Annotated in this window: 22 protein-coding genes and 1 pseudogene; 13 read left to right on the top strand and 10 right to left on the bottom strand. The window is 69.9% G+C overall.

All coding sequences use genetic code 11. From position 1 onward, the window contains the following. Nucleotides 1–38: 38 nt before the first annotated feature. Together J2Y46_RS19795 and J2Y46_RS19790 are read right to left on the bottom strand one after the other, a co-directional pair. Complete coding sequence (locus tag J2Y46_RS19795; RefSeq protein WP_310244802.1) at nt 39–1,202, bottom strand: acyl-CoA dehydrogenase family protein; 1,164 nt, start codon at nt 1,200–1,202, stop codon at nt 39–41. A 146-nt stretch (nt 1,203–1,348) separates the two neighbouring features. Further along, nucleotides 1,349–2,695: a M15 family metallopeptidase gene (locus tag J2Y46_RS19790; RefSeq protein ID WP_310244800.1), complete on the bottom strand. Its 1,347-nt coding sequence runs from the start codon at nt 2,693–2,695 to the stop codon at nt 1,349–1,351. Nucleotides 2,696–2,815: 120 nt separating this feature from the next. Between J2Y46_RS19790 and J2Y46_RS19785 the strand changes: the two genes are divergently transcribed. Then, entirely contained in the window at nt 2,816–3,943 is a 1,128-nt protein-coding gene (locus J2Y46_RS19785) for an Rv2578c family radical SAM protein (protein WP_310244796.1), read from the top strand. Nucleotides 3,944–4,105: 162 nt separating this feature from the next. Here J2Y46_RS19785 and J2Y46_RS19780 read toward each other — a convergent pair whose 3' ends face one another. After that, nucleotides 4,106–5,032 carry an alpha/beta hydrolase gene (locus J2Y46_RS19780; RefSeq protein WP_310244794.1) on the bottom strand — a complete coding sequence of 309 codons (927 nt, stop codon included), beginning with the start codon at nt 5,030–5,032 and terminating at the stop codon, nt 4,106–4,108. A 70-nt stretch (nt 5,033–5,102) separates the two neighbouring features. On the opposite strand from J2Y46_RS19780, the gene J2Y46_RS19775 reads away from it, so the two are divergent. Then, entirely contained in the window at nt 5,103–5,765 is a 663-nt protein-coding gene (locus J2Y46_RS19775; protein ID WP_045296612.1) for a TetR/AcrR family transcriptional regulator, read from the top strand. Between the two features lie 199 nt (nt 5,766–5,964). Here J2Y46_RS19775 and J2Y46_RS19770 read toward each other — a convergent pair whose 3' ends face one another. Continuing rightward, the gene (locus tag J2Y46_RS19770; protein WP_310244790.1) at nt 5,965–7,635 is read right to left on the bottom strand and encodes a DEAD/DEAH box helicase; all 1,671 of its coding nucleotides are present in this window, start codon (nt 7,633–7,635) and stop codon (nt 5,965–5,967) included. 277 nt (nt 7,636–7,912) lie between these two features. On the opposite strand from J2Y46_RS19770, the pseudogene J2Y46_RS20705 reads away from it, so the two are divergent. The 3 genes and pseudogenes from J2Y46_RS20705 to J2Y46_RS19760 all read left to right on the top strand — a co-directional run. After that, a pseudogene (locus J2Y46_RS20705) lies at nt 7,913–8,665 on the top strand (hypothetical protein); the annotation flags it as partial. A gap of 134 nt (nt 8,666–8,799) precedes the next feature. Then, nucleotides 8,800–9,429, top strand: coding sequence for an antibiotic biosynthesis monooxygenase (locus J2Y46_RS19765; protein ID WP_084695413.1), 630 nt, complete (start codon nt 8,800–8,802; stop codon nt 9,427–9,429). Between the two features lie 68 nt (nt 9,430–9,497). After that, nucleotides 9,498–10,580 (top strand): DUF998 domain-containing protein, encoded by a 1,083-nt coding sequence (locus J2Y46_RS19760; protein WP_310244787.1) that lies wholly within the window; start codon nt 9,498–9,500, stop codon nt 10,578–10,580. A gap of 6 nt (nt 10,581–10,586) precedes the next feature. Here the strand turns inward: J2Y46_RS19760 and J2Y46_RS19755 are convergent, their stop codons facing one another. Next, entirely contained in the window at nt 10,587–11,390 is an 804-nt protein-coding gene (locus tag J2Y46_RS19755) for a hypothetical protein (protein WP_052676654.1), read from the bottom strand. A gap of 3 nt (nt 11,391–11,393) precedes the next feature. On the opposite strand from J2Y46_RS19755, the gene J2Y46_RS19750 reads away from it, so the two are divergent. After that, nucleotides 11,394–11,642, top strand: a complete 249-nt coding sequence (locus tag J2Y46_RS19750) for a hypothetical protein (RefSeq protein ID WP_310244785.1) — start codon at nt 11,394–11,396, stop codon at nt 11,640–11,642. A gap of 6 nt (nt 11,643–11,648) precedes the next feature. Here J2Y46_RS19750 and J2Y46_RS19745 read toward each other — a convergent pair whose 3' ends face one another. Further along, nucleotides 11,649–12,392: a hypothetical protein gene (locus tag J2Y46_RS19745; RefSeq protein WP_310244783.1), complete on the bottom strand. Its 744-nt coding sequence runs from the start codon at nt 12,390–12,392 to the stop codon at nt 11,649–11,651. A 158-nt stretch (nt 12,393–12,550) separates the two neighbouring features. Between J2Y46_RS19745 and J2Y46_RS19740 the strand changes: the two genes are divergently transcribed. Continuing rightward, entirely contained in the window at nt 12,551–13,702 is a 1,152-nt protein-coding gene (locus tag J2Y46_RS19740) for a hypothetical protein (protein ID WP_310244782.1), read from the top strand. A 174-nt stretch (nt 13,703–13,876) separates the two neighbouring features. On the opposite strand, the gene J2Y46_RS19735 is transcribed toward J2Y46_RS19740, so the two are convergent. Continuing rightward, nucleotides 13,877–15,046 carry an MFS transporter gene (locus J2Y46_RS19735; RefSeq protein ID WP_310244780.1) on the bottom strand — a complete coding sequence of 390 codons (1,170 nt, stop codon included), beginning with the start codon at nt 15,044–15,046 and terminating at the stop codon, nt 13,877–13,879. A 150-nt stretch (nt 15,047–15,196) separates the two neighbouring features. Between J2Y46_RS19735 and J2Y46_RS19730 the strand changes: the two genes are divergently transcribed. Together J2Y46_RS19730 and J2Y46_RS19725 are read left to right on the top strand one after the other, a co-directional pair. Then, on the top strand, nt 15,197–15,604 hold the full coding sequence (locus tag J2Y46_RS19730) for a YciI family protein (protein ID WP_045296628.1): 408 nt from the start codon (nt 15,197–15,199) through the stop codon (nt 15,602–15,604). Beyond that, nucleotides 15,601–16,749, top strand: coding sequence for an RNA polymerase sigma factor (locus tag J2Y46_RS19725; RefSeq protein ID WP_045296605.1), 1,149 nt, complete (start codon nt 15,601–15,603; stop codon nt 16,747–16,749). The genes J2Y46_RS19730 and J2Y46_RS19725 overlap by 4 nt, the downstream gene beginning before the upstream one ends. Here the strand turns inward: J2Y46_RS19725 and J2Y46_RS19720 are convergent. Further along, nucleotides 16,734–17,840, bottom strand: coding sequence for an acyl-CoA desaturase (locus J2Y46_RS19720; RefSeq protein ID WP_045296604.1), 1,107 nt, complete (start codon nt 17,838–17,840; stop codon nt 16,734–16,736). The two genes, J2Y46_RS19725 and J2Y46_RS19720, sit on opposite strands and share 16 nt — an antisense overlap. Before the next feature lie 188 nt (nt 17,841–18,028). After that, complete coding sequence (locus J2Y46_RS19715; RefSeq protein ID WP_045296627.1) at nt 18,029–18,232, bottom strand: cold-shock protein; 204 nt, start codon at nt 18,230–18,232, stop codon at nt 18,029–18,031. A 622-nt stretch (nt 18,233–18,854) separates the two neighbouring features. On the opposite strand from J2Y46_RS19715, the gene J2Y46_RS19710 reads away from it, so the two are divergent. Continuing rightward, nucleotides 18,855–20,069 carry an MFS transporter gene (locus tag J2Y46_RS19710; RefSeq protein ID WP_045296602.1) on the top strand — a complete coding sequence of 405 codons (1,215 nt, stop codon included), beginning with the start codon at nt 18,855–18,857 and terminating at the stop codon, nt 20,067–20,069. A 95-nt stretch (nt 20,070–20,164) separates the two neighbouring features. Here J2Y46_RS19710 and J2Y46_RS19705 read toward each other — a convergent pair whose 3' ends face one another. Beyond that, a complete protein-coding gene (locus J2Y46_RS19705; protein ID WP_045296601.1) occupies nt 20,165–20,785 on the bottom strand; it encodes a hypothetical protein in 621 nt (206 codons plus the stop codon). A gap of 40 nt (nt 20,786–20,825) precedes the next feature. Here J2Y46_RS19705 and J2Y46_RS19700 point away from each other — a divergent pair, with 40 nt between their 5' ends. The 3 genes from J2Y46_RS19700 to J2Y46_RS19690 all read left to right on the top strand — a co-directional run bounded on the left by J2Y46_RS19700 (nt 20,826) and on the right by J2Y46_RS19690 (nt 26,334). Beyond that, a complete protein-coding gene (locus tag J2Y46_RS19700; RefSeq protein WP_045296599.1) occupies nt 20,826–22,019 on the top strand; it encodes an MFS transporter in 1,194 nt (397 codons plus the stop codon). A 49-nt stretch (nt 22,020–22,068) separates the two neighbouring features. Beyond that, entirely contained in the window at nt 22,069–22,974 is a 906-nt protein-coding gene (gene ppk2 / locus J2Y46_RS19695; RefSeq protein WP_045296597.1) for a polyphosphate kinase 2, read from the top strand. 201 nt (nt 22,975–23,175) lie between these two features. Next, a complete protein-coding gene (locus J2Y46_RS19690; RefSeq protein ID WP_045296596.1) occupies nt 23,176–26,334 on the top strand; it encodes a M14 family metallopeptidase in 3,159 nt (1,052 codons plus the stop codon). Nucleotides 26,335–26,354: the final 20 nt, after the last annotated feature.

Genomic DNA, 26,354 nt, shown 5'->3' with positions numbered 1-26,354 from the left:
AGAGGCGCGGGCTCGCGGCATCCGTTGTCGAGAAGGCGTCAGCGCTTGCCGACGATCTGGCGCGAGACCAGGTCGCGCATGATCTCGTTCGTGCCGCCGTAGATGCGGTGCACGCGGGCGTCGAGGTAGGCGCGGGCGATCGGGTACTCGGTGATGTAGCCGTAGCCGCCGTGCAGCTGCACGCCGACGTCGAGGAGCTCGGCCTCGCGGTCGGTGGTCCAGAACTTGACCTTCGCCGCCTCTTCGGCGGTGAGCTTCTGGTCCTTGTAGAGCAGCATCGCGCGGTCGACGTAGGCCCACATCACGTCGACGGTCGTCGCCATGTCGGCCAGCTTGAAGCGGGTGTTCTGGAAGTCGGCGATCCGCTCACCGAACGCCTCACGGCTGAGCACGTAGTCGCGCGTCCAGACGAACGCGGCCTCGCCGGCTGCCGCTGCGGCCACACCGATCGACAGACGCTCGAGCGGCAGGTTCATCATGAGCTGGATGAAGCCGAGGCCCTCCTTGCCGCCGATGAGGTTCTCCTCCGGCACGAAGACGTCGGTGAACGAGAGCTCGGCGGTGTCCCAGCCGTGGAAGCCCATCTTCTCGAGCTTCTTGCCGTGGTCGAAGCCCTGCATGCCGTCCTCGAGGATCAGCAGGCTGAACGCGTCGGGGCGGTTGCCCTCGCCGGTCTTCACGAACGTCACGACCATGTCGGCGGTCTTGCCCGACGAGATGAACGTCTTGGCGCCGTTGACGACGTAGCCGCCCTCGACCCGCTTGGCGGTGGTCTTGATCCCGCGCAGGTCGCTGCCCGCGCCGGGCTCGGTCATCGCGAGGGCGCCGAGGATCTCGCCGGTCGCCATGCCCGGGAGCCACTTCTCCTTCTGCTCCTGCGTGCCCATGTGCACGATGTACGGCACGGCCAGGTCATCCTGGATGCCGAGGGCGCCGGCGAGCGAGCCGAGGCCGGCGCCGATGGTCTCTTCGAGCACGATCGAGCGGAAGCGATAGTCCTGCAGCATGCCGGCGCCGCCGAACTCCTCGGGCACCGACAGGCCGATGATGCCGGCCTCGCCCGCGGCGAGCATGGTCGCCCGGTCGATCTCGCCGGCGGCGTCCCACTGCTTGCGCTTCTCGTCCGACGCGTAGCGCTTGACGAACTCCTTGACGACATCGCGGAACGCCTCGTGGTCCTCGTCGTAGATCTCGCGCTCCATGATGCGCCTTCCTCTCATCCTCGAGTCTGTGTGGAGACGCACCCCCGGTGGAATTGCATCTCACGGCATATGGTACTCAGTTTCACCGTGATGGATGCTGTGAGCCGCGGCATCCGTGATCCGCAGCGTAGCGCCGACGCCCGACGTCAGCCGAGGTAGTCGGGTGCCGGGTCGAGCGCGAAGAACTCCTCGAGCGAGGTCCAGCCGCCTTCGTGATAGGCCTTCGCGAGCTCGTGGCCGACGTAGCGGAGGTGCCACGGCTCGGGCAGGTACCCGGTCACGGGGGTGGCTCCCTCGGTGTAGCGGACGATCCACCCGTGCTCCCACGAGTGCTCGGCGACGAACTGGCCCTGCGGCGTCGCGGCGAGCTGGTCGAGCGTGCCGCACGAGCCGGCGCACGCGACGACGTCGGCGCTGAGTCCCAGCTGGTGCTCGCTGTAACCGGGCCGCGCGCTCACCTGGTCGGCGCGTTCGCCCTTCTCGGCGAAGTGGCGCCCGTACGTCTGCTGCTGGGTCTCGTACGAGCGGAACCCGCTCTCGAGCGCGATCTCGCCGACGCCCGCGTTGCGGGCGGCAGTGGCGAGGGAGGCGAGAGCGGATGCCGCGTCCGAACGCAGCGCGCCGCCCTCGATGTTGCGCACCCCGTCGGGGAGCACGAGCGCGCCGGGGCGATAGTCGATCGGGCTGGCCGGGCGGATCTTGTCCATGACGGTCCAGACGCGGGCGGAGTCGCCGAGGTCGACGCACAGAGCCCGCCCTTCGACGACCGCGGCGCGGAACGCCTCGCCGCCGCCGGCCGCGACGATCGCGGCCTCGTCGTCGCCCCGCTGGAGAGAGGCGGCCACGTCGGGAAGCGCGCAGATGTCGGCCGCCGGCGGGGATTCCTCGACCTGGGGAACCGGAAGCTGCTGGATCTCGGGCAGCTCCATCGTCATCGTCGGCGCCGCGTCGGCACCGGCGGCTTGCGACTCGGACGGGAGCATCATCGCGGTCATCGCCGCAGACCCGAGCAGCAGCGCCGCACCGGTCGCGAGCCCGGCGACCAGCATCAGCCGCTTGGTCAGTCGACGCGGCCGCGCATGCCGGACGGGCTGCGCGCTCTCGTCGACCTCGAGCAGCTCGGCCGCGCGCGCCGCGCGACGTTCGCTGACGACGGGGCGGGGTGAGCGCACCGCCCGGCGGCGTCCGCGCACGCGCGCCTCGGGAATGCGGTGGGGCGTCGAGTCGGTGCGGTGCGCCGGGGCGCCCGTCGGGCGGAGATCCAGCGGCAGCGTGGACGGCGCGCCGGACGGGATCGAACCCGGCGCGAACTCGTCGCTCGGCAGCTCGGACGCCCGGACGTCGTCGGCGGGATCGGCGACGGGAGCGGCCGCATCGGCGGGGGCGGATTCCGCTTCGCGGGCACGCCTCGCCGCCTCCTCGCGCATCGCTCGGGCGGCACGACGAGTCTCGGGGGCGGCTCGGGGGGTAGCGAGCCCGCCAGGCTCCGTCACGTCAGCCATTCTCACCCGCGACGGCCGGTTTGGCCAGGCAAGCGGCGTCCGTCTCGTCGATGTTCTAGACACGACGACATCCGTCTTGACTTAAGTTCGAAGCTTTGTTCTCATGGATGCATGCGGTGGCAAGGTCAGGAACTGGGCGTGGCGGATGCCGCGGCCCTGCCCGGCCTCGAACAGCTGAACGGTCTGGTGCGCTCGGTGACGACCCCCGAGTTCGCGGGCGTGACGTTCCACGAGGTGCTCTGCAAGTCGGCCCTCAACCACGTGCCGAGCGCCTCCGCGATGCCCTTCGACTGGACAGTGAACCCCTATCGGGGCTGCAGTCATGCATGCGTCTACTGCTTCGCGCGGGGCACGCACGAGTACCTCGAGCTCGATGCCGGCCGGGACTTCGATACGCAGGTCGTGGTGAAGGTGAACGTCGCCGAGGTGCTCGGAAAGGAACTGCGCCGGGGCAGCTGGCAGCACGATCCGGTCATGCTCGGCACGAACACCGATCCGTACCAGCGCGCGGAGGGGCGTTACAAGCTGATGCCCGGGATCGTGTCGGCCCTGACCGAGTCGGGCACGCCGTTCTCGATCCTCACGAAGGGCACGCTGCTGCGGCGGGATCTGCCCCTGCTGCAGGATGCCGCGAGCCAGGTGCACGTGACGCTCGCGATGTCGATCGCGGTGTTCGACGATGAGCTGCAGCATCTCATCGAACCCGGCACGCCCAATGCGACCGCGCGCCTCGAGACGGTGCGCGCGGCGACCGAGGCGGGATTCCGCGTCACGGTGTTCCTGATGCCGATCATCCCGCACCTCACCGACTCGATCGCGACGATCGACCACGCACTCGCCCGCATCAAGGCGGCGGGAGCGGTGCGGGTCGTCTATGGCGCACTGCACCTGCGGCCCGGCGCGAAGCAGTGGTTCCTCGAGTGGCTTGCCGAGCGGCACCCCGAGCTCGTGTCGTCATATCGAGGGCTTTACCCCGGCGCGACGGCATACGCGCCGAAGGCATACCGCTCGTGGCTCGCCAAGCGGGTGCGCCCGTTGCTGCGCGTGCACGGCCTCGACGGGCAGTCCGAGGAAGAGAATCCACGCGGCGCGCCCGTGGCGGGTCTCGCCGATCGAGCCGACGCGCGCAGCGCGCCGCCGATCATCACGACCTCGCGCGGGCGTGCCGCCGCGACGTCGTTGCGGGCGGCGTCCTCCCGGTCGCTGCCTGGGGCCGAGGCATCCGCTCGGCTCTTCTGAGCCCCGCCCGGCGAGTACTCGCCGCTGCGCGCTGCGTCGCAGATGTGCCGAACGGCCGAGATCTGTGCGCACAGAATCGGAGGTCTCGCGCGACGCGCCGAGCGGCAGCATCCGTGTCCCGGCGCGTCGCACAGAACCTCCGATTCTGCGCACGCGGTGCTGCTACGCCGCGACCGCGCCCAACTCCGCGACCTCGACACGTTCGGCCTCGACCCGCTCGACGTCGACGAGCGGAGTGCGGACGTGGTCCAGCACGGCATCGAGCACCGCGTCCTCGGTGAGGATGCGGTTGTGCCCGAGGCCCTTCGTCGCGAGCAACTGCGCCCCCGGGTTGGCGGCGACGACCCGCCCCGCCTCGGCGAACGGCACGACGCGATCGCCGTGGTCGTGGACGACGAGGAGCGGCACCCCGCCTGGCAGCGGGCGCCGCACACCCGACAGCCACGCGAGCGGGTCCGGCTCGCCCGGGAAGTACCGGGTCGCGAAGCGCTCGCGCATGCTCGCCGCGACCGCGTCGGAGTAGCCGAGCATGCCCTGGAACTGGCTCAGCAGCAGGTCGGCGTCGGCGGGCGCGGCGATGGTCACGACGCGCGCCGCATCGATACCGCCCGCGACACCCACGAGCGTCGCGAGACCGCCGAACGAGTGGCCCACCATCGCGTCGAACCCGCCGTGGCGCTCCTGGAGCGCGGCGAACACGTCGAGCCAGTCGACGAGATAGGTGCGACGACCTCGCGATCCCCCGTGGGCGGGCGCATCGAATGAGACGACGCGATACCCCTCGGCGACGAGATCGCGCACGAGCACAGAGAACTGGCTGGCCCGGCCGTTCCAGCCGTGCGACAGCACGACCGTGCGCGGGCCGTCGCCCCACGCGAACGTGTCGACGTCGACACCGCGGCGGTCGATGCCGGCGATGCGCACCGCACTCGGGCGCGCGCGCAGCAGCGTGGCCTCGTCGTCGGCGTGCACGGGTCGCGGCTTCGCGACATGACCGAAGAGGGGCATGGCGACGGCGGCTCCCCACCGGGGCGAGAAGGCGGCCGCAGCGCGAACGGACGTGCCTGCGGCGGCGAGTGCGAGATTCATGATGCTCCGATCAGAAGAATACGAACGATCGTACTTATGAATACGAACGATCGTACGGTAATCTCGATATGTGACACAAGCCCCCATCGACCGACGCCGCCTCCGAGGCGACGAGTCGCGGCGCGCCGTGCTGTCGCACGCTGTCGACACCGCGACGGTCGACGGCCTCGACGGCCTCACGATCGGGCGGCTGGCGGATGCCTCGGGCCACAGCAAGAGCGGCATCGCGACGCTGTTCGGCTCGAAGGAGCAGTTGCAGCTCGCCGTCGTGGCCGCCGCCCGCGAGGTCTTCATCGACCGCGTCGTCGCGCCGGCCCGCGCTCGCACCCCCCGCGGCCTCGTCCGCGTGTGCACGCTGCTGGGCGATTGGCTGGCCTACTCCCGCGATCGCGTGTTCCGCGGCGGATGCTTCTTCGCCGCGACCTCCGTGGAGTTCGATGCGAAGCCGGGCGTGGTCCGCGACGCGATCGTCGCGGCGTCGAGCGAGTGGGAGGACTACCTCACGGTGAGCATCGAGCACGCGATGGCCGCCGGCGAGCTGCCCCTCCTCGACGACGCGCGCCAGCTCACGTTCGAGATGGTGTCGTTCCTCGAGGCGGCGAACACCCGCTCACTGCTCCACACGAGCGAGGAGCCCTACCGCCGCGCCGAGGTCGCACTCCGCGCGCGCCTCACGTCCCTCGGCGGCGACCCAGAGCTCATCGCCTCGATCGGCGCGGCGCCCATCGCCTGATCCCCCGCCCGACGCGGCCGCGGATGCTGCGCCCTCGGTTCGACCCGCGCCCGCCCCGGGTGAAGCGGCAGCGGGCGCCCCGGCGGGACGGATGCCGCCGCCCGCGTCGCCGCAGAGCTCAGGTCTCTCGGCGGGGCGCCGCCCGCGGCCGAGCTGCTCGAAGGGTTCGCGGCCCGGTCCGGGCGGTGAGCGCGTGACGTCAGCGTCCGGCGAGTTCCTCCAGCAGGTCGTCGCCGGGGCGCACCTCGTCGAACGGCGCCTCGATGTCGGCGCGCTCGAGCAGGTCGGCGAGGCGCTCGCGGCGCGCGCGGGTCACCAGCGTCACGACCGTGCCCGAGCGTCCCGCACGCCCGGTGCGGCCGGAGCGGTGCAGGTACGTCTTGTACTCGTCGGGCGCATCGGCCTGGACCACCAGATCGATGTCGTCGACGTGGATGCCGCGGGCCGCGACATCCGTCGCCACCAGCACGTCGATGCGGCCCGACGTGAGCTTCTCGAGGTTGCGCGTGCGGCGGGCCTGGTCGAGGTCGCCGTGGAGCGCGAGAGCGCGGATGCCCACGTCGTCCAGCTGGTCGGCGAGCATCTCGGCGAACGCGCGCGTGCGCGTGAAGACGAGCGTCTTGCCGCTGCGATCGACCAGCGTGCGCAGGATGTCGCGCTTGTCGCGATGGTCGACCACGAGCACACGATGATCGATGGTGCCGGTGCGCTGGGTCTCGCCGGCGACCTCGTACACCGCCGGCTCGCTGAGGAACTCCTTCACCAGCGACGACACCTCGCCGTCCAGCGTCGCCGAGAACAGCAGGCGCTGCGCGTCACGGGATGTGCGACGCATGATGCGCTGCACCGGCTCGAGGAAGCCCAGGTCGCACATGTGGTCGGCCTCGTCGAGCACCGCGATGCGCACCTGCGAGAGGTCGAGAGCGCGCGACTCCACGAGGTCTTCGATGCGCCCCGGCGTGCCGATGACGATGTCGATGCCTCTCTTCAGCGCGCCGAGCTGACGCGCTTTGGGCACACCGCCGTAGATCTGCGTCGTGAAGAGGCCGACGCTGCGGGCGATCGGCTGGACCGTCGCGTCGATCTGCAGCGCGAGCTCGCGCGTGGGGGCCAGGATCAGCGCGCGCGGCGGACGGCCGAAGTCGCGCTTCTCTCGCGCCTGCGACCGCAGCACGCTCTCGACGAGCGGCGCGCCGAACGCGATGGTCTTGCCGGACCCGGTGCGCCCGCGCGCCAGCACATCGCGACCGGCAAGGATCGCCGGGATCGTCGCCGCCTGGATGGGGAACGGATGCTGCGCCCCCAGCTCCGCGATCGTCTTGACGATGTTCTGCCCGAGGCCGAGGTCCGCGAACGTCGCGCCCCCCACCTCGTCAGGCGCGACCGCTGCGGCCTCGAGCCGCTCGTGCACCACGTCGCGGCGAGCCGGCTCCGCCCGGCGCGGGGCGTTGTCCCGGCGCGGCGCGGCATCCCGCCGCGCACCCTCCTCCCGGCGCGGAGCGTTGTCCCGGCGCGGCGCGGCGTCACGGCGCGGTGCCTCGCCGCGTCCCGAATCACGGCGGTCGTCGCGGTCGCGCCCCGGTCGCCCGCGGTCGTCCCGCGAGTGGGTCCGGATCGCTCGAGCCTCATCCCGGCCCGCGCGCTCCTGCTCGCTCCAGCGGCGCTTCGGGGCCGCGGCATCCGGAGCTTCCGCGCGGTGTCCGCGGTGCCCGGTGCTGCGGCTGCCGGGCTTGCCTGCCGAGGACTCGCCAGGGCGGCGCTTGCCGCCCTGGGCGTCGCGACCCTCGCTCGCCGCGCGGTACTTCGGGTTGTAGCGGGGGTCGAAGTTCTTCGCCGCGCGGCCGCCGCCGGGCTTCTTGTTCTTGGGCATCCGGCTCCTCCAGGTGCGGGTCCGCGGCACCCCCGCGCCGTCCACGCGGCGCGGCGCGTGAACCGGCCCGTCCAGCGTACCCGGGGCACGATACCTCCACCGCGGAGACGCCATATACCATCGACCAGCGCTTTCCCTGCTCGGCGGGATACAGTTCAGGTAGGCGGTTCGCCGCTTAACTGGGGAATTGCCGTCTTGACCAACGGGCCCCGGACCGGGGGTTCTTTGGGAGGATGTCCGGCTTCGGGCACGCCGTGCAGAACCGATCGTGAGTCGAATGCCTCCCACGACCCTTTCCGACGCTCCACCGGTCATCGTCTCGCCGTCGCGCGCGACGGTGGCCGTCAACGCGTCGACGCTCACCCGCGTCGACCCCGACCCCGCCATGGCGCGGGTGCTCTCGCACGCCGCGACGAGCACCAGCACGGACGCAGCATCCCTGTCCGCGACGACGACCACCGCCCTCGCGGCCACCGCCACAGCCACCACCGTCACGACCACCACCGTCGCCACGACCCCGGCCCGACCCGCGGCGTCGAATGGCGACAACGGGTACATCGCCCACCGCATCGGCCGGCTCGCTGTGCTGTCGCTCCCGGTGGGGGTCGCCGTGGCGATCCTGACGACGCACGACGCCACGTGGTGGCAGCTCCACTTCTCGCAGCTCGGCACCCACACCGATTTCTCGGGCCGCACCTTCAACAGCATCACGATCTTCTCCGGCTTCTTCCTCGCGGTCTACGGCGTGCTGATCGCGGTCGCCCTGCCCAGCGGCATCCGTCCTCGTGCATCACGCGCGTTCCGCGGATCGATCGTGTCCGCGGGACTCTTCCTCACCGGCGTCGGGCTCGTGCCGATCCCGGTGAGCCCGGTAGGGCACGACCTCATCGCCACCGCGCTCGGGCTGTCCTTCGTCTCGACCGTCGCGACGGGACTTGCGATCCCCGGTCGCAGCCGACGGTTCCGCGCGGTCACCGGGCTCTGCGTCGCCCTGCTCGTCGCCGGCATGGGCGTGCTCACCGCCGGCTTCATCACGCTCGCGCTCTTCGAGTTCGTCGCGTTCGTCACGATGGGCATCTGGCTGCTGTCGCTGCCGCGCGCCCTCGCCTACGCACCCGCGCCCGCACCCGTCCAGGTGACCACCACCGCTCCGGCATCCGCAGAATGGATGGCATGGCAGAACCCGTGGCCCATCCCATCACCGTCGCGATCGAACGGCGCATCGATCCCTCTCGCACCGTCGAAGCCACGAGCTGGATGCAAGCCGGCACCGATCTCGCCGCGGGCTTCGCGGGGTTCCTCGGCTCCGGCTGGGTACGCGCCGGCGAAGGCAGCGACCTCTGGTACATGCTTTACCGCTTCCGCGACATCCCGACCCTCGAAGCCTGGGAGGATTCGCCGCAGCGGTCATGGTGGCTCGACTCCGGCCGTGCCTTCGCGAGCGAAGTCAGGGTCGAGCGACGCACCGGCATCGAGGGATGGTTCGACGCGCCGTTCGCCACTCACGTCGAGTCGAGGCATCCGGGTCACGCGACTCCACCGGTCACCGGCCCGGTGCAGCAGCCCATCCCGGCCGCTCCGCCGCGCTGGAAGCAGGCCGTCACGATCTGGCTCGGCTTCTTCCCCACGAACCTCCTCGCGTCGTGGCTTCTCGGGTTCGTCCCGGGCTTCGCGGAGTGGCCGCTGATCGCTCGCGTGCTGCTCTCGACGGTGCTGCTCACCCCCGTCATGACGTACGCGGTGCTCCCGTGGGTGACACGGATGCTGCGGCCGTGGCTCCAGCGCGAGGCCTGAGGATTCTGTGACCGAATCTTCTTCCGCCGATCGCCCTCGAGGTTCTCACGCGGTCGTACTCTGACCTCGTGAGCACCGTGAACACCTCGCCACTGCCGGACGCCGCGCCGTCGCCCGGTCGCCGGGCCGAATGCGAGGCGGTCTACGCCGCGTTCGCCGCCGGCATCCTCGGCGCGATCTACGGCCTGCTGGTGGGGATCTTCGCCCCGGATCTGCAGCTCGCCGGCGTCGCGGACTCATTCTCGGTCTGGGCCGCCTGCGGCGCCGCGGTGGTCGCCGCCGTCGCGTCGACGCTCGAGTACTGGCGCTCCCGCGACCGGCCCGGCCAGCAGTGGCGGCAGTCGCTGCCGTCGTGGAAGTACATCGTCAACACGGTGTCGGTCGTCATCGTGCACACGGCGCTCGCGTTCGTCGCCGTGTATGCGCTGTACCGCGTGCTCGCGATGGGCTTCATCGGACTGCCGATCGTGACGTTCTGGGCAGTCGTGCTGATGGCGGTCACGCTCGGCCTCACGACGTGGTTCGTCTATCTGTCGGTGTCGGCGATGACGACGCAGCGCATGTCGTCGCTCCTGCTCACGTTCATCGCGATCGGCACGCTCACCGCCATGGTCACGACGCCCGACCCGAAGTGGTGGACGATCCACTTCAGTCACCTCGGCACCTTCGAGGACGACCTCTCGAGCTGGGTCTTCAACGGCACCCTGATCGCCGCCGGCCTTCTCGTGACGACGTTCGCGGTCTACGTCGCCAACGACATGCGCGAGCTCACCGACGCCGGCATCCTCCAGAACCCCCGCGGAATGCGGACGGTGCCGGTGCTCTTCGTCATCATGGGCATCATGCTCGCGTGCGTCGGCATCTTCCCCGTCGACGTGAACATGCCGGCACACAACCTCTCGGCATCGGGCATGGCCGTGATGTACCTGGTGCTGCTCATCGGCGGGCCGCGCTTCTTCCGAGGGATGCCGCGCACCTACTTCGTCGCGTCGTGGGCGTTCCTCGCGGCGATGGCGGCCTCGGTGATCCTGTTCATCCCCGCCGTCGGCTACTTCTCGCTGACCGCGTTCGAGATCATCGTGTTCGCGCTGATCTTCGGCTGGATCGCCGTGTTCATCCGCTTCCTCGGCGTCGCCGGCCGCAAGGACTGACGCGGGTCAGGACTCGCTGGGCGCGAGGAAGACGCCGACGCGGCTGCCGTCGAAGACGAACTGCAGCGCGCTGTCGGAGGGGAAGCGGTCGCGGAGCTGCTGCGGCGCGTTGCTGTCGACGACGAACTGCACGGTGGCGGGGAACGCGCCCGCACGGCAGCCGTTGTACATGATCCCCGACATCGACCACGAGTTCGTGTCAGCGTCGAGCTCGGGCATCTGCTCGGTCGCGACCACGGCGAAGCAGTCGGTCCCGACCGCAGCGTAGCCACCGGTGCTCTCGAAGATGGTGAGGCCGTAGTACTCGAAGGCGATCGAGCTCGGCCCGGCGCCGAACCAGCCCACGGGGACCTCGATGAACGGATCGGGCTCGAGCGTGTCGATCTGCGTCGCACCGCTCGGGGCGGCGACCGGCGGCGCGGACGTCAGCGAGTACGTGAGCCCGGAGGCCAGGGCCGCGGCCCCGAGGACCGAGAGCGTCCAGAGCGCCACCGTCTGGCTCGATGGACGGCGGGACGTTCGGGCCCGGGCGGACACGGGAACATCCGGCTCGGTCGCGCTCGACTCATCGACGGCGAAGATCTCTGCGCCGTCGTCGGCCGTGGGCAGCAACGGCGCCTCCACGGGCTCGGACTGGACGAGCGCCTGATGCCCGGACGGCTCGACCGGCACGGCGGCGTCCGGCGCGCCCCGGCGCCCCTCCAGCTCGTGGAGTCGCCGCAGCGCGGCGGGATCCTGGTCGATGTCGGCGGAGGGGCCATAGGCGCGGGCGCGCAGCGTGCGCAGCTCGTCGAGGGTCGCGGCATCCATCTCGTGCATCGTCTCACGCCGCGGGCCGCGGGCTGGATCGCCCGTCATCGCCGCCTTCTCGACGCACCCCGACTGGGACCACGTGCTCTGGCACCCGGACAGCTGCACCCCCGCATCGCCGAGGACCGCGCGTACGTCGAGGCCCTGCGCGGCGGACGCGCGCCCGACGACCCGCGCACCGATCCGCCGGCGCCGCTGGATCGGCTCGTCGCCCACGACTGGCAGGTCCAGGCGATCGCCGAGCGACGCTGACGGCGCTCAGCGATCAGGAGGCCGGACGAAGACGTCGACCGTGTCCTCGCGGAATCGGAAGACGACCTCGCTCCCGTCGAGCAGCCATCGCCCGAACTCGTCCCCCTCCGACGCGACGCTCAGCGTCAGGGCGACCTCTGTCCCCGGCGGGGCGCACTTGATGGAGAACCTGCCGCTCACGGCGAGGTCCCACACGATGAAGCAGACCTTTCCTGCGTGGTCTTCGACCGACCACACGCGCACGTCGTGGTATGGCTCGAACCGGCGCAGCGTAGAGGGAACCGGCCCCCTCCCCTGGGCGCTCAGCACGCGGATGATGTCGCTGTTCGCCTCGACCTCGATCTGTTTCAGCGTCGCGTCCGGACGCGGCACGAGGTTCCACGCGGCGACCGCGAGGACGACCACGACGAGGACGATCGCCCCTGCGATGGCCCATCCTCGTCCCGGAGCTCGGCGGGCGGTCGCCGGCGTGATGCCTCCCGCAGGATCCGCCGGCGTCGCTGCCGGGACGGGCGCGGCGACGGCAGCCGATCCGCCGGCTCGCACCGCCGTGACGGCCGACAGGTGAGCCGCCTCCAGCTCGACCAGCCGGGCCATCGCCGCCGGGTCCCCTTCGATGTCGGCTTCGGGACCATACGCCCGTGCGCGCAGCTCGTCGAGCTCGCGTTCGGTGTCTGACGGGCGCGAGCTTCCTTCCGTGAGCTCGAGCGACTCGGGGCGGGAGTCTGGTGCGGAGGGCGATCCATCCACAGCCTCAACGTACCCCCGCGCCCTCGCGGGTGGGGCGACGCTCTTGATGACGGATGCTGCGGGCCCCCGCAGCATCCGTGTCCCATCAGGTCTGCCTGACGGATGATCGCGCATCCCGACACCGCCCGAAGGGCCCGTGATGGGTGGACAATCAAGCCATGGCACGCGGCGCGTGGACGCAGGAAGCACGCCTCGAAGCTGCCGCGGTACGGGTCGAGAAGCAGCTGCACCGTGACGGCGTGGTCGAAGCGCGACGCTTCGCCGTGCGCACCGAGGCCCGGGCGATCGTCGTCGCCGCTCTCGCTTTCGGCATCGGCCTCGCCGCGGGAGCTCTCGGATTCTGGGGCCGCACCGCACTCGTGTGGGAAGGGGCGTCGGTCGGCGCGGCGGGCATCGTGGTCGCGGCATCCGTCACGCTCGCGGCTGCGTCCGTCAGCTATCGCCTGGCTGCCCGCGATCCGCGGCAGGCATGGCTGAAAGGTGTCACGCGTGCTCGGCGGGCGTGGATGACCGCAGCTGTGGCGGCCTCGCTGGCGGCGGTGTTCGGCATGGTGCAGTGGATGCTCTTCCACGCCGCGTCGATGATCTGGGCCGGTGCCGCGGTCGACACGTTGACGGCGACGATGATCGTCGCGTTGGTGGCCGGCTGTTGCGGGTACACGGCGTTCGCGCTCGCCGCGCACGTCACGGCGACACGGCTCGTGCTGCTGCTGTTCGCCGTCGTGGCGACCGGGTTCACCGTGAGTGTCGCGACGACGCAGGACGACGAGTGGTACCGGCTCAACTTCAGCGAACTCGGCGGACGGGGCGGGATCACGTCCGCCGTGTTCAACGCGACGCTGATCCTCGCGGGCGGGGTGACGGCGCTGCTCGCGATGTACCTCCTGACCAGTCTGCAGGCGTGGGCGCGCACCGAGTCCCGAGTGACGCGCGCAAGTGCGCTCATCGTCTATTTCGTGTTCCTCGCGCTGGCGGCGTGCTTCCTCGGCGCTGCGCTGGTGCCGGTCACCTTCAGCCAGGTCGGCCACAACATCTTCGCCATCGGCATGGCGATCATCTTCGGGGCCTTCCTGCTCGGCCTGCACTGGGTGCTGCCGTGCCTGCGGTGGCCGATGATCGCGCTCGCGTACACGGTGGCGGCCGGCATCTTCTTCTCCGCGAGCCTGTTCTGGATCGGGTACTACACCCTCGCCACGCACGAGATGGTCTGCGCGGGCCTCGTCGTCGGGTGGCTGCTGCTCTTCACCCGAACGCTCGCCACGGCAGAGCGTGCGGACTCGGCGGCTACGGACACGGACGCTGCCGCCTGACCCGGATCGGGGTCGGTAGCGTGGCCGGCAGGACTCGCGTATGGCTGACTGACTGGAGCGACGGATGAACGTGCGACCGCGTGTGGTCATGAGCGTGCTGGTTCTCGGCGCAGCAGTGACCGTCGCAGGGTGTTCGACGGCGGACGGGTCAGCGCCGCCGACGCGGCTCCGGGTTCACGCCTCGGGGTGGCGCAGCCGCCCCGCGAGCATCAGCGCCGCCGCAGGGACGAGCAGGCACACGGCGATCGCGAGCCGAAGCCCGGCCCACTCGGCAATCGCTCCGACGAGCAACGGCGAAGCGAGGAGGCCGACCCGCATCACCGTCGCAGCGGCGGCCAGGCCCGTCCCGGGGTCGAGGCCGGGCGCGCGTTCGGAGGCGTCCATCGCCAGCGGAATCATGGGCGCGATTCCGAGCCCGAGCAGGCCGAGGCCGACGGCGACGACCCAGGTCTCGGGGGCGAACACCGCGGTGACGAGTCCGACGAAGGCCGCGACCGAGCCGACCCGAACCGTGCCGACCGCACCGATCCGGTCGACGAGCGCGTCGGACGCGAATCTGCCCAGCGTGAGCGCGCCCATCAGCGCGGCGAACGGGATCGCTGCTTCGGCGACACCGGCACCGGTCTCCGCGACCACGTAGACCCCACCCCATGTCGATCCGAGGTCTTCGAGGAACGCACCGATGGCAGCGATGGCGCACGCCGCGAGGAGCATTGCACTGAGCCGACCGTGGCGTGGGGAGTGCGGCTGGCCCGGTCGCAGGGCCGGCTCGGTGCGCAACCGCACGAGCGGGAGCGCACCAAGGCTTCCGGCGATGATGACGGCTCCCATGACGGGCAGGTGGACGTGGATCGGAATCGCGAACTGAAGGGCGAGCGCGCCGAGCAGTGCGCCCGCGATCGCTCCGGCACTCCACGCTCCGTGCAGGCCGTTGATGATCGATCGGCCCATCAGCCGCTGGATGGCGAGGCCATGGGCGTTGTTCCCGACATCGCCCGTGGCATCCCCGAACCCGATCGCGAACAGCACAGCTGCGAGGACGACCGGTGAGTCGGCGAAGCCCGCCCCCGCCAGCAAGGCACCGAGGATCGCGGAAGACGTGACGGCGACGGGCACCGCGCCGAGACGGTTCACCAGCCTGCCCGCGAGGAGGCTTCCGACGACGGACCCCACGGGCCCGCACGCGACCATCAGGCCGAAGGCCAGCTCACCGAGGCCGAATCGATCTTTCAACTCGGGGTAGCGGGTCACGATCGTCGCGAACACCAACGCGTTCGCGATGAAGAGCATCGAGACCCCGCGCCGCGCAGCCGCTACTCGCGCAAGGGTGATCGGCGCGGTCATCCCTGGATTCTAGGGCGCTCAGCCCCGGCAGATCGCCCGCCCACGACGGGATCGAGAATCTTCTTCACCGGGCGATGTAGAGATCGCCGGGGTCGGTTCCGTCTCCTATCTGAAGCGGCCAGAATGGGCCGCACCGAACGGGAGGCTGTCATGGCCAAGTACCTGATGCTCAAGCACTACCGGGGCGGGCGCCCCTCGGTGAACTCGGTCCCGATGGATAAGCTCACCCCGGAAGAGTGGGCCGCGCACATCCAGTACATGCAGGACATGGAAGAGCGCCTCATCGCCTCGGGCGAACTGGTCTCGTCCGAGGGGCTCGCCATGGAGGGCTCCTGGGTCCGCTTCGACGGCGAAGGCCGCCCGCCCGTCGTCGACGGCCCGTTCGCCGAGACGAAGGACCTCATCGCGGGCTGGATGATGATCGAGGTCGACTCCTACCAGCGCGCACTCGACGTCGCCTCCGAGCTGTCGGCGGCGCCGTGGGCCGGCGGCACGCCGCTCGGCGAATGGCTCGAGCTTCGTGAGGTGATGAGCGCGCCGCCCGCCGACGTCGGATGAGCGAGGCGGATGCGGCGGCGCTGCGCCGCGCGATCCCCGAGGTCGTCGGCATCCTCGTCCGGCGCGGCGCGGACTTCGCGTCGGCCGAGGACGCCGTGCAGACCGCCCTCGTGCGCGCACTCGAGCGACCGGTCCCCGAGGGTGTTCGCGACATCCGGGGGTGGCTCGTCACGGTCGCCTGGCGTGCGTTCCTCGATCAGGTGCGCAGCGATACGGCGCGCACCGCCCGCGAGGAGCGGCTCGCGCGGGAGCCCGGACCGGGCCCCGTTGCGCAGCATGACGACACGCTCGGGCTGTACTTCCTGTGCACGCACCCCGTCCTCACCCCGACGTCGGCGATCGCCCTCACCCTGCGGGCGGTCGCCGGTCTGACGACCAGGCAGATCGCGGACGCCTTCCTCGTGCCGGAGGCGACGATGGCGCAGCGGATCAGTCGCGCGAAGCAGCGGCTCACCGGCATCCTGCTGGATCAGCCGGGCGACATGTCGCGTGTGATGCGCGTGCTCTATCTCCTCTTCAACGAGGGCTACTCCGGCGAGATCGACATCGCGGCCGAGGCGATCCGGGTGACCCGGCAGCTCGCTGTGCTCACCGACGAGCCCGAGGTGGCCGGGCTGCTCGCACTCATGCTGCTGCACCATGCGCGGCAGCCGGCTCGTGTGATCGGTGGACGGCTCATCCCGCTCGCCGAGCAGGATCGCGCTCTCTGGGACGTGGACGCGATCACGGAGGGAGTCGCCGTTCTGCAGGCGGCCCTTACATGCGACCGGCTAGGTCAGTACCAGGCGCAGGCCGCGATCGCGGCGCTGCATGCCGATGCGTCGACGGCCGACGAGACCGACTGGGTGCAGATCGTGGAGTGGTACGACGAGCTGCTGGCGTTCGGGGACTCGCCCGTTATCCGCCTGAATCGTGCGGTCGCGATCGGGGAGGCTGACGGGCCGCAAGCGGGCCTCGCCGCCCTCCACCCCGTGGGCGAGCATGTGCCGCGGTACCACGCCGCGCTCGCGTACCTGCACGAACGGGCCGGCGAAACGGATGCTGCCGCCGCCGAATACGCGGAGGCCGCCCGCCGCGCGACCAGCAGCCTCGAGCAGCAGCATCTCCTGCGTCAGGCGGAGCGCCTGCGTCAGGCGCGGCGGTAGGTCCCGACCATCGGGCAGTCGAACGGGTCGCGCGCGGCCAGGCCGACGCGGTTGAGGTAGTCGATGACGATTCCGTAGGAGCGCCACAATGTCGTCTCGGTGTACGGCACGCCGAGGGTACGGCACTGCTCGATGACGATCTCGCGGGCACGTGCCAGGTGCGGGCGGGGCATGTTGGGGAACAGGTGGTGCTCCACCTGGTAGTTCAGACCGCCCATCAGCCAGGTCGCCCACCAGCCGCCTGTGACGTTGCGGGAGGTGCGCACCTGCTTGGTGAAGAAGTCGAGCTTCGCATCCGCGGCGATGATCGGCATGCCCTTGTGGTTCGGCGCGAACGATGCGCCCATGTACACGCCGAAGACGGCCAGCTGCACGCCGAGGAACGCGAACGCCATGCCCAGCGGAAGGAAGAGGAAGACCGGCGTCCAGATCACCGCGAAGCGCGCGGCGATGAGCCCCAGCTCGATCCAGCGATCTTTGACGTCCTGGCGGGAGAACAGGTGCCGGAACGCGTGCGCGTGCAGGTTCAGGCCTTCGAGCGTGAGCAGCGGGAAGAACAGCCATCCCTGCTTGCGGGTCACCAGAGCGCGCAATCGACCTGCGGAGGCGGCATCCGTCTCCAGGAATGAGATCGTGTCGATCTCGATGTCGGGATCCTTGCCCACCCGATTGGGGTTCGCGTGGTGGCGGTTGTGCTTGTTGTTCCACCAGGAGAGGCTGATGCCCACGATGCCGGCGGCGAGGAAGCGCGCGAGCCGCTCGTTCGCCGGGCCGGAGGCGAGGATCTGACGGTGCGCAGCCTCGTGCGCCAGGAACGCGACCTGCGTGAACAGGATTCCGAGGGCACCGGCCATCAGCAGCTGGTACCAGGTGTCGCCGAGCAGGATGAAGCCGGTGATCACTCCGCCGAAGCCGAGGAGAAGGCCGGCGCCGACGAGGGCGTAGAACCACTCGGCACGGCGGAGGAGCCCGGTCTCGCGGACGACCTGCGAGACCTCGGTGTACGCGCGGGCCATCGGGGGGAACTCGGCGGTGCCTGCATACGTCTGGCGGACGGGACCGAGCCGGGACTCGAGAGCGGTGGAGGAGATGATGCACCAGTTCCGATGGGGACCGTTTGGCCGTTGACAGCCAGAGGCGGTTGCCCATCGCTGCCCTCAGGCTACGTGGACCCACATGATCCGGGGGGAATACACCCTGATTCGTAGGTGATGCCCAGGTGAACAGCAGGCGCCCGACCCGGCCGAAGCCGGGGCGGGCGCCTGTGAACGCGGGAGCGTCAGAGCGGACGGATGTTCGCCGCCTGCATGCCCTTGGGGCCCTGCTCGGCGTCGAATTCGACCTTCTGGTCCTCGCGCAGCTCCTTGAAGCCGCTGCCTGCGATCGCGCTGAAGTGTGCGAAGAGATCGGCCGAGCCGTCATCGGGTGCGATGAAGCCGAAGCCCTTCTCGGAGTTGAACCATTTCACGGTGCCAGTGGCCATCGTGTCTTTCCTATTCTTCGGGCCGCCGGAGCGACCGGGGGTGCCGCGCCGACGAATGCGGTGCGGACGGATGGGGACCGGTGCCGGAGTCGACAACGGTGAGGATACGGATGCTGCGACCGCCGCACGCGCCTGATCCGGCGTCGCGTGGAGCCCGAGATCCTCGCCACGGGGTCCGTGCGCGCGGAAGCCGCGCAGCGTCGTGTCGATGAAGCCGGCGTACTCGTCGGCGCGCGTCGCGACGTAGACGTCGTCGTCGGCCTGTCGCCAGGCGAGCGCCTGTGGAGGGGAGTGCATGATCGTGTGTTTCGTTCGTCGTGGCGCGAAGCGATGAGAGCTTTCGCGGCGGGCGGCGTGCAGAAGCCGCAGAGAGGTTCGGGGCGTTCGGATCTGCGTCTCCACGATGAGGCAGAGAGATGAACGCGCGTTCCCAGGAGGGAACTAGCAACTGTACCATGCGCATCTCCGATCACCGAAATCGGGTAGCCGTCCGAGCGTGCGAGGGATACGGTCACGGTGTCGTCCGATTCCGGCGGAGAGAGGCGGTGCCGCGATCTCCAGGCCTGATGCCACGGTCTCCCTGCCCAGTCCGCGCAGGATCCAAGGCACGTATTACACGCTGATGCTCGGCAACACGCTCGCCGCGTCGCTCATCTGGGGCGTGAATACGCTGTTCCTGCTCGATGCCGGTCTCTCCAACCTCGAGGCCTTCGCGGCGAATGCCTTCTTCAGCGCCGGGATGCTCATCTTCGAGATCCCCACGGGCGTCGTGGCGGACACCGTCGGGCGCCGCGCGTCGTACCTGCTCGGCACGGTCACGCTGGCGGTGACGACGATCCTGTACTGGATGCTGTGGGTCTGGCAATCGCCGTTCTGGGCGTGGGCGGTGGTGTCGGTGCTGCTCGGTCTCGGCTTCACGTTCTTCTCGGGCGCCGTCGATGCGTGGCTCGTCGACGCGTTGAAGGCGACCAGCTACCAGGGCAGCCTCGAGACCGTCTTCGGCCGGGCGCAGATCGTGGGCGGCGTCGCGATGCTGTCGGGATCGGTGCTGGGGGGTGTCATCGCCCAGATGACGAATCTCGGTGTGCCCTTCCTGCTCCGCGGCGCCATCCTGCTGGTGATGTTCGTCGTCGCCGCGCTGCTGATGCGGGACCTGGGCTTCACGCCGGATCGGAGCGAGAGCCCGTTGCGCGCGACGCGCACCGTCCTGCGCGCTTCGCTCCGCTACGGCCTGGGTGATCCACCCGTGCGCTGGCTGATGCTCGCGAGCCCGTTCACCGCAGGCGTCGGCATCTATGTGTTCTACGCACTCCAGCCTTATCTGCTGGAGCTGTGGGGCGACGAGGAGGCGTACACCGTCGCCGGGCTCGCGGCGGCGCTGGTGTCAGGCACCGCCATCCTCGGCGGCACCCTCGCACCCTGGGTGCGCAAGCTCTTCCACCGGCGCACCTCGACGATCCTGCTCGCGACGATCACCAGCGCGGTCGTGCTGATCGGCATCGGACTGGTGCGCAACTTCTGGGTCGCGGTGGTGCTCGTCGCGCTCTGGGGCGTGGCCTCGGCCATCGACGACCCCGTGCATCGCGCCTACCTCAACGACATGATCCCGTCGAAGCAGCGCGCCACCGTGCTCTCGTTCGATTCGCTCATGGGCTCCGGCGGCGGCGTCGTCATCCAACCCGCGCTGGGACGGGTGGCGGATGTCGGCGGCTACGGCGCCTCGCTGGTCTGGGGCGGCGTGATCTCCGCTGTGGCGGTCCCCTTCGTCGTGCTGAGCCGCGCGCAGAAGCCTGCCGCCGACACCGCCCGCGAAGTCACCCCTCAGACGCCCCAGTAAGCCAGGACGAGTTCCGGATCGCACGTGTTCGGCGGTTGTCGCGTGGGAGTCAGCGGCAGGACGCCGGGGCCCGAGTGTGCCATCGCGCCGCGGGATCACCACTCCCGCGAATCACCCGAGTTGTCGTGGTCCAAGCCCAGAAAGCCGGGCACACCGGGGCGGTGGTGGGTCCTCCCGCCGTCGACGGGGGACGTCTCATGCCCGGCCAGCCGGTGGATCCACGGCGGCTGCTGTTCCATCGTCACCGACCCCGCCCCGGTCGTGAAGTACGCGGCGACGGGAGCGCTCGCAACGAACGCAGCGGCCACGACGACGCCATCGCGGATGCGCACCAGCGCATCGCGGGCGCGCAGGTCGCGCATGAGCATGGCGAATGCGGCGGGATCGACGGATGCCGCCTCCCTCGGCGCGCCCGGCAGCTCCGCGCTCAGCTGGCCGAGGATCTCCTCACGCTGCGCTCGGGACAGCCGGAAATAGGCGGCGGCGTACGCCTTGTCGGCGACGCTCGCCGGCACGTTCCCCAGGACGTACGCGTATCGCGCGATCTGCTCATCCGCAGTGATCGCCTGCTGAGAATGCCGCTTCTTCACGGTCCCTCCCCACATGATGAGCGCCAGAGTACGCGCGGCGAGGCTCACCGTCGATGGGAGGTGCACGGCGGAGTCGCGCTGACCCGCGATGCCTGCGGACGTCGGCCCGGTCTTCGTCCAGGGCAATATCGTCGCCAGCCATGTAACGCATGTTACATTTGCACGCGTGACAGACCTTGAACCTCGGCGGGGAGCCCTGGCGCCGCTGTATCTTGCCGGGTTCACGACCGCGTTCGGGGCGCATGGTGTGGCGAGCGTCCTCGGGTCCGAGTCCGAAGACATCGGCCTCTCGCTCCTGGGGCTCGGAGCGGTGCTGGCGCTGTACGACGTCGCGGAGGTGATCCTCAAGCCGATCTTCGGCGCGCTGAGCGACAGGATCGGCGCGAAGCCGGTCATCGTCGGCGGTCTTCTGGGCTTCGTCGCGGCGTCGTTGCTCGCTCTCATCAGCCCCACCCCGCTCGTTCTGGCCTTGGCCCGGCTCGGTCAGGGCGCCGCCGCATCCGCCTTCTCCCCGGCATCCTCCGCCGCCGTGGCACGGTTGGCGGGCAAGGAGCGGCTCGGCAGCTACTTCGGCCGGTACGGCGCGTGGAAGAGCCTCGGATACGTGGTGGGTCCGCTCATCGGCGTCGCGCTGGCCCATACGCTCGGCATCGAGGCCCTCTACATCGCATTCGGCGCCCTGGCCGCCGGCGCGGCGTTGTGGGTGCTGCTCGCCATGCCCGCGCTGCCCGTCGTGCCGCGGCCCCGATACACGATCCTCGATCTCGTCCGGCAGACCACCGAGCGCAGCTTCCTCGTGCCCACGCTCCTGCTGGCCACGAGCACCGCCGTCCTCGGCGTCGCCGTCGGATTCCTGCCCCTGCTCGCGACCCGCCTCGGCCTGCACCCCCTGGCCGGAGCGGCCCCGGTCGCGGTGCTGGCGCTCGTCTCCACGCTCGCCCAGCCCCTGATCGGACGACTGCGAGACTCCGGCCGCCTCACCACCCGTCTCGGCGCGACGGCCGGCCTCGCGATCGCGGCTGCGGCAACGGCGCCCCTTGCGCTCGCCCCCTCGTCGCTGACGTTGTTCGCGGCGGCCGTCGCGTACGGCGTGATGGTGGGAACCGTCACGCCGCTCGCCTTCGCTCACCTCGCCGCGGCCACCCCGGAGGAGCGCATGGGACGGACCATGGGCAACGCGGAGCTCGGTCGCGAGCTCGGCGACGCCGGCGGCCCCCTCCTCGTCGGCGCCGTGGCAACCGCGTGGACGCTCCCGGCTGCGCTGCTCGTGCTCGCCGGCGTCACGCTCGGTGCCGGCACGATCGGATGGGCGACACTCGGCGCACGCGGCGTATCGGTCGGTCATCACCGCCCGGGATAATGCGGTGCAAGGCGGCGCGGGTGTGCCGCCCTGAAGGGAGCTGACGGTGATGGATGGCGTGCCGGTGGAGGGTCTGCGGGAGTACATCGAGCATCTGCGTCAGCAGGGCTACTCGGTGCGCGACGGGCACACCGCGGATCCGGATCTGATCGACCCGCACGGGAACCCCGTCTACACCTGGCAGGAGGGCTACCCGTACGGCGACCTGATGGACCGCGACGCGTACGAGTTCGAGAAGTACCGGCTGCAGATCGAGCTGCTCAAGTTCCAGTACTGGCTGGAGGACAACGGCCGGAAGGCGATCATCCTGTTCGAGGGCCGGGACGCCGCGGGCAAGGGCGGAACCATCAAGCGATTCACCGAGCACCTCAATCCCCGCACCGCTCGCGTGGTGGCACTCGGCACTCCGACCGAGCGCGAACGCGGGCAATGGTACTTCCAGCGCTATGTGCAGCACCTGCCAACGGCGGGTGAGATCGTGATGTTCGACCGCTCCTGGTACAACCGCGCCGGCGTGGAACGTGTGATGGGGTTCTGCACCGATGAGGAGTACGAGCAGTTCATGGTGCAGGCACCTCATTTCGAACGGATGCTGGTGGACTCCGGCATCCATGTCACCAAGTTCTGGTTCTCGGTGTCGCGCACCGAGCAGCGCACCCGGTTCGCGATCCGCCAGCTCGACCCCGTCAGGCGGTGGAAGCTGTCGCCGATGGACCTGGCCTCGCTGGACCGGTGGGAGGACTACACCCGCGCGAAGGAGGAGATGTTCCGTCGCACCGACAAGAAGCACGGTCCCTGGATCATCGTGCGCTCCAACGACAAGAAGCGCGCCCGCCTGAACGCGATGCGCTTCTTCCTCCGCCAGTTCGACTACGACGGACGCGACGACAAGGTCATCGGCACCCCCGACCCACGCCTGGTGATGCGTGGAATCCGCGAGACCGCCGACGAGTAGCGACGCACAGCACATCCACGGCGGCGTCCACCCTGCGATCCGCGGCCGACCACGCAGGGGCGCCGACAACGGGCGTCACGACCCCTGTTGACCGCCCTCGAACGCGGGTCCAGGATGGGGACCGTTCGGCGGCTTGAGGGTTTCGCGCCGACCTCCCCGAGGATCTCCTCGGTCGGACACGTCAGCTACAAGGGAGTAGAGATGTTCCGTAAGGTTGCTGTCGCCACTGCGGCGGCCCTCGTTCTGACCGGGCTGGCTGCCGCGCCGAGTGTCGCGAGTCCACCCACGCCGAGCGGCGACGACCGACTCGCGGTGTACTCGGGAACCGTCGACTCCGATGGACTCGCCGCCATCGTCGAGCTCGGCGTCGACCGTGGTGAGATCGTCACGGCGCCGAGCGCTGACGGATCCGGCCTCGTCGACGTGCAGGTCATCTTGAGCGGCGGACAGGTCGACGCACTCGCCGCCGGAGGCACGGATCTCCAGGTCCAGGCGGACCCTTCGCGTCAGCGTCGATCACTCCAGCGGACCGGCGGCGTCTTCCGCACGTACATCGGCGACGACGGCATTCTGAAGGAGCTCCAGGCGCAGGCTGCGGCGCACCCCAAGATCGCCGAGTTCCGTGTCATCGGCGAGACCGTCCAAGGCACGCCGATCGGCGCCGTGCGGGTGACGAAGAACGTCGCGAAAGCGAAGGACGGGAAGAAGCCGGCGACCGTGTACGTCGCCGCCCAGCATGCGCGGGAGTGGATCACGCCGGAGATGGTGCGGCGGCTGCTCGACCTCTATCTGAGCGAGTACGGCACCGACGATCGCATCACGGATCTGGTCGATGACACCGAGCTGTGGTTCGTCCCCGTTGCGAACCCCGACGGCTACGACTTCACGTTCGAAGACGGCCAGCGGCTGTGGCGCAAGAACCTGCGCGACAACGACGGCAATGGCGAGATCACGGTGGGTGACGGCGTCGATCTGAACCGCAACTCTGCGACGCGGTGGGGCTACGACAACGAGGGCTCCTCTCCGAACCCGGCAAGCGACACCTACCGTGGGCCCTCGCCGGCATCAGAGCCTGAGACGCAGGCGCTCGACGGGCTGTTCGCCGACATCACGCCGCAGTTCATGATCAACTACCACTCCGCCGCCGAACTTCTGCTGCACGGCATCGGATGGCAGGTCGCCACGCCCTCTCCGGATGACGTGATCTACGAGGCCATGGTGGGCGACGACGAGAACCCTGCCGTTCCCGGCTACGACCCCGACATCTCGGCGGAGCTCTACACCACCAACGGGGACCTCGACTCGCACATGCAGGAGGCGCACGGGACACTGGGCTTCACTCCGGAGATGTCGACGTGCGAGGCGGCCGTGAACTCCGTCCCCGACGACGAATGGACCGAAGACGATTGCCAGTTCCTGGGCTTCGACTTCCCCGACGATGAGGCTCTGATCCAGGCCGAATTCGAGAAGAACATCCCCTTCGCGCTGGCCGTCGCCGAGTCGGCGATCGACCCCGACGACCCGGTGTCCGTCGTGGGCCGCGACGCCGAGGACTTCCGCGTCGACTCGTTCACGGTGTCGTACGGCGACCCGCAGACCGTTGCGGTCTGGGCGAAGAAGGCGCTCAAGGCCAAGAAGATGACCTACACGATCAACGGCGGACGCCCCAAGACCGTGGACGTCACCGAGTGGGCCGGCGGCGAGCGCTACGGCTCCGAGAATGTGGACTACTACGCCGAGTACCGCGGGGTCGTGACGGGCGCGAGACCGGGCGATCACGTCGAGGTGTGGTTCAAGGGCACGGCCACGGGCAAGGACATCCCGAAGGGTCAGCAGGGGGCGGGCCCCCGCGAGAGCGAGCACTTCACGTACGAGGTCGCGCAAGACACCGGAAACTCCGTGCTGATCGTCGCGAACGAGGACTACACGGGTGTGAACCCCACCTACCCGGCGGGCACCGACGCACCGAAGTACATCGACGAGTACGCCGATGCCCTTCTCGCCAACGGCGTCACCCCTGACGTGTGGGATGTCGACGCGCAGGGTGTGCCCCACGACCTCGGCGTGCTCGGCCACTACGACACGGTGCTCTGGTACCTCGGCGACAACAGGCTGACGCAGGATCCCGAGGATGAGCTCACGCAGTACGGTTCTGCGCAGCTTCCCGACCTCGCGGTGGCCGAGCGCCAGCAGTACCTGACGATCGCCATGAGGGACTACCTCAACGAGGGCGGCAAGGTCGCCTACGCCGGTGAGACGACGGCCTACTACGGCCTCGGCGGGAGCCAATTCGGCGGCATCTACTACGGTCTGGATGGCCACCCCGATCAGGAGTGCGTGGTCACCACCGATCCGGGAGGTGACTGCCTGCTGCTGGCCGACGACTTCACCCAGTACTGGATGGGCGCGTACGATCGCATTCCGTTGGCAGCCGAGGGCGTGGCAGGCACCGCTGAGCCGCTCGACGGCTTCGAGGCCATCTTCGGCGGACCGGCCACCGTGGACAATCCGATCGACGAGGTCGGCGCTTTCACGCCGACCAGCGAACGGCTCCCGGTGGCCGACTTCCCGCAGTTCGAGAGCTGGGCAGCGGCGGACTACACCGACGTGACGGGCAGGCTCGTCGCGGCGGAAGGAGCCCTGGCAGCGGCGGCGACGCACGTCGACGACGGTTACCAGCGGTTGGGCCGGACCTTCGATCTGACCGGCGTCACCGCCGCCGACGCCCCGACCTTCGAGGCGCAGATCGCCTACGACCTCGAAGAGGGCTACGACAACGTGATCGTCGAGGTGCGCCCCGTGGGGTCGGATGACTGGACGACACTTCCCGACCTCGACGGCAACACCTCCACCGCCGTACCGACGGAATGCGAGGCGGGCTTCTATATGGGAGAGCATCCGCAGCTCGAGCACTACCTGACCCTCGGCGACCCGTGCGTGCCCACCGGCACGACGGGCCAGTGGAACTCCTTCACCGGCGCCTCCGGTGGCTGGATCCCCGTGGCGTTCGATCTCAGCGCGTACGCGGGCAAGGACATCGAGGTGGTCGTGAGCTACGTCACCGACCCGTCCACCGGCGGCGCGGGCCTCATCGTCGATGACACCAGGCTCGTCGTGGCGGGAGCGCCGACGCAGGCCGAGGGCTTCGAAGCGGGCTTCGGCGCCTGGTCGGTACTCGGCGCGCCCGACGGAAGTCCTGCGAATGCCGGCGATTTCGAGATCGCAGACGGCCTGGGCGACGTCGTGGCCGTCACGGCCACGCCCGACACGCTGCTCTTCGGGTTCGGCCTCGAGCAGCTCGAGTCGGATGCCGCTCGTGCCGACGTCGTCGCGAGGATCCTGGCGCACTTCGCCGGATAGCCGTCCGTGACGGATGCTGC

Origin of the sequence: Microbacterium sp. BE35, assembly GCF_031457705.1 — a bacterium.
In the GTDB taxonomy this organism is placed as follows: domain Bacteria; phylum Actinomycetota; class Actinomycetes; order Actinomycetales; family Microbacteriaceae; genus Microbacterium; species Microbacterium trichothecenolyticum.
This window is presented reverse-complemented; position numbering and strand designations above follow the sequence as displayed.

Bases quoted from the DNA above. Each gene is read 5' to 3' on its own strand.
- J2Y46_RS19795 (WP_310244802.1), bottom strand. From the start codon at position 1,202: ATGGAGCGCGAGATCTACGACGAGGACCACGAGGCGTTCCGCGATGTC.
- J2Y46_RS19755 (WP_052676654.1), bottom strand. From the start codon at position 11,390: ATGGATGCCGCGACCCTCGACGAGCTGCGCACGCTGCGCGCCCGCGCC.
- J2Y46_RS19735 (WP_310244780.1), bottom strand. From the start codon at position 15,046: ATGACCGCGCCGATCACCCTTGCGCGAGTAGCGGCTGCGCGGCGCGGG.
- J2Y46_RS19710 (WP_045296602.1), top strand. From the start codon at position 18,855: ATGCTCGGCAACACGCTCGCCGCGTCGCTCATCTGGGGCGTGAATACG.
- J2Y46_RS19725 (WP_045296605.1), top strand. From the start codon at position 15,601: ATGAGCGAGGCGGATGCGGCGGCGCTGCGCCGCGCGATCCCCGAGGTC.
- J2Y46_RS19765 (WP_084695413.1), top strand. From the start codon at position 8,800: ATGGATGGCATGGCAGAACCCGTGGCCCATCCCATCACCGTCGCGATC.
- J2Y46_RS19770 (WP_310244790.1), bottom strand. From the start codon at position 7,635: ATGCCCAAGAACAAGAAGCCCGGCGGCGGCCGCGCGGCGAAGAACTTC.
- J2Y46_RS19780 (WP_310244794.1), bottom strand. From the start codon at position 5,032: ATGAATCTCGCACTCGCCGCCGCAGGCACGTCCGTTCGCGCTGCGGCC.
- J2Y46_RS19785 (WP_310244796.1), top strand. From the start codon at position 2,816: ATGCGGTGGCAAGGTCAGGAACTGGGCGTGGCGGATGCCGCGGCCCTG.
- J2Y46_RS19690 (WP_045296596.1), top strand. From the start codon at position 23,176: ATGTTCCGTAAGGTTGCTGTCGCCACTGCGGCGGCCCTCGTTCTGACC.
- J2Y46_RS19715 (WP_045296627.1), bottom strand. From the start codon at position 18,232: ATGGCCACTGGCACCGTGAAATGGTTCAACTCCGAGAAGGGCTTCGGC.
- ppk2 (WP_045296597.1), top strand. From the start codon at position 22,069: ATGGATGGCGTGCCGGTGGAGGGTCTGCGGGAGTACATCGAGCATCTG.
- J2Y46_RS19730 (WP_045296628.1), top strand. From the start codon at position 15,197: ATGGCCAAGTACCTGATGCTCAAGCACTACCGGGGCGGGCGCCCCTCG.
- J2Y46_RS19740 (WP_310244782.1), top strand. From the start codon at position 12,551: ATGGCACGCGGCGCGTGGACGCAGGAAGCACGCCTCGAAGCTGCCGCG.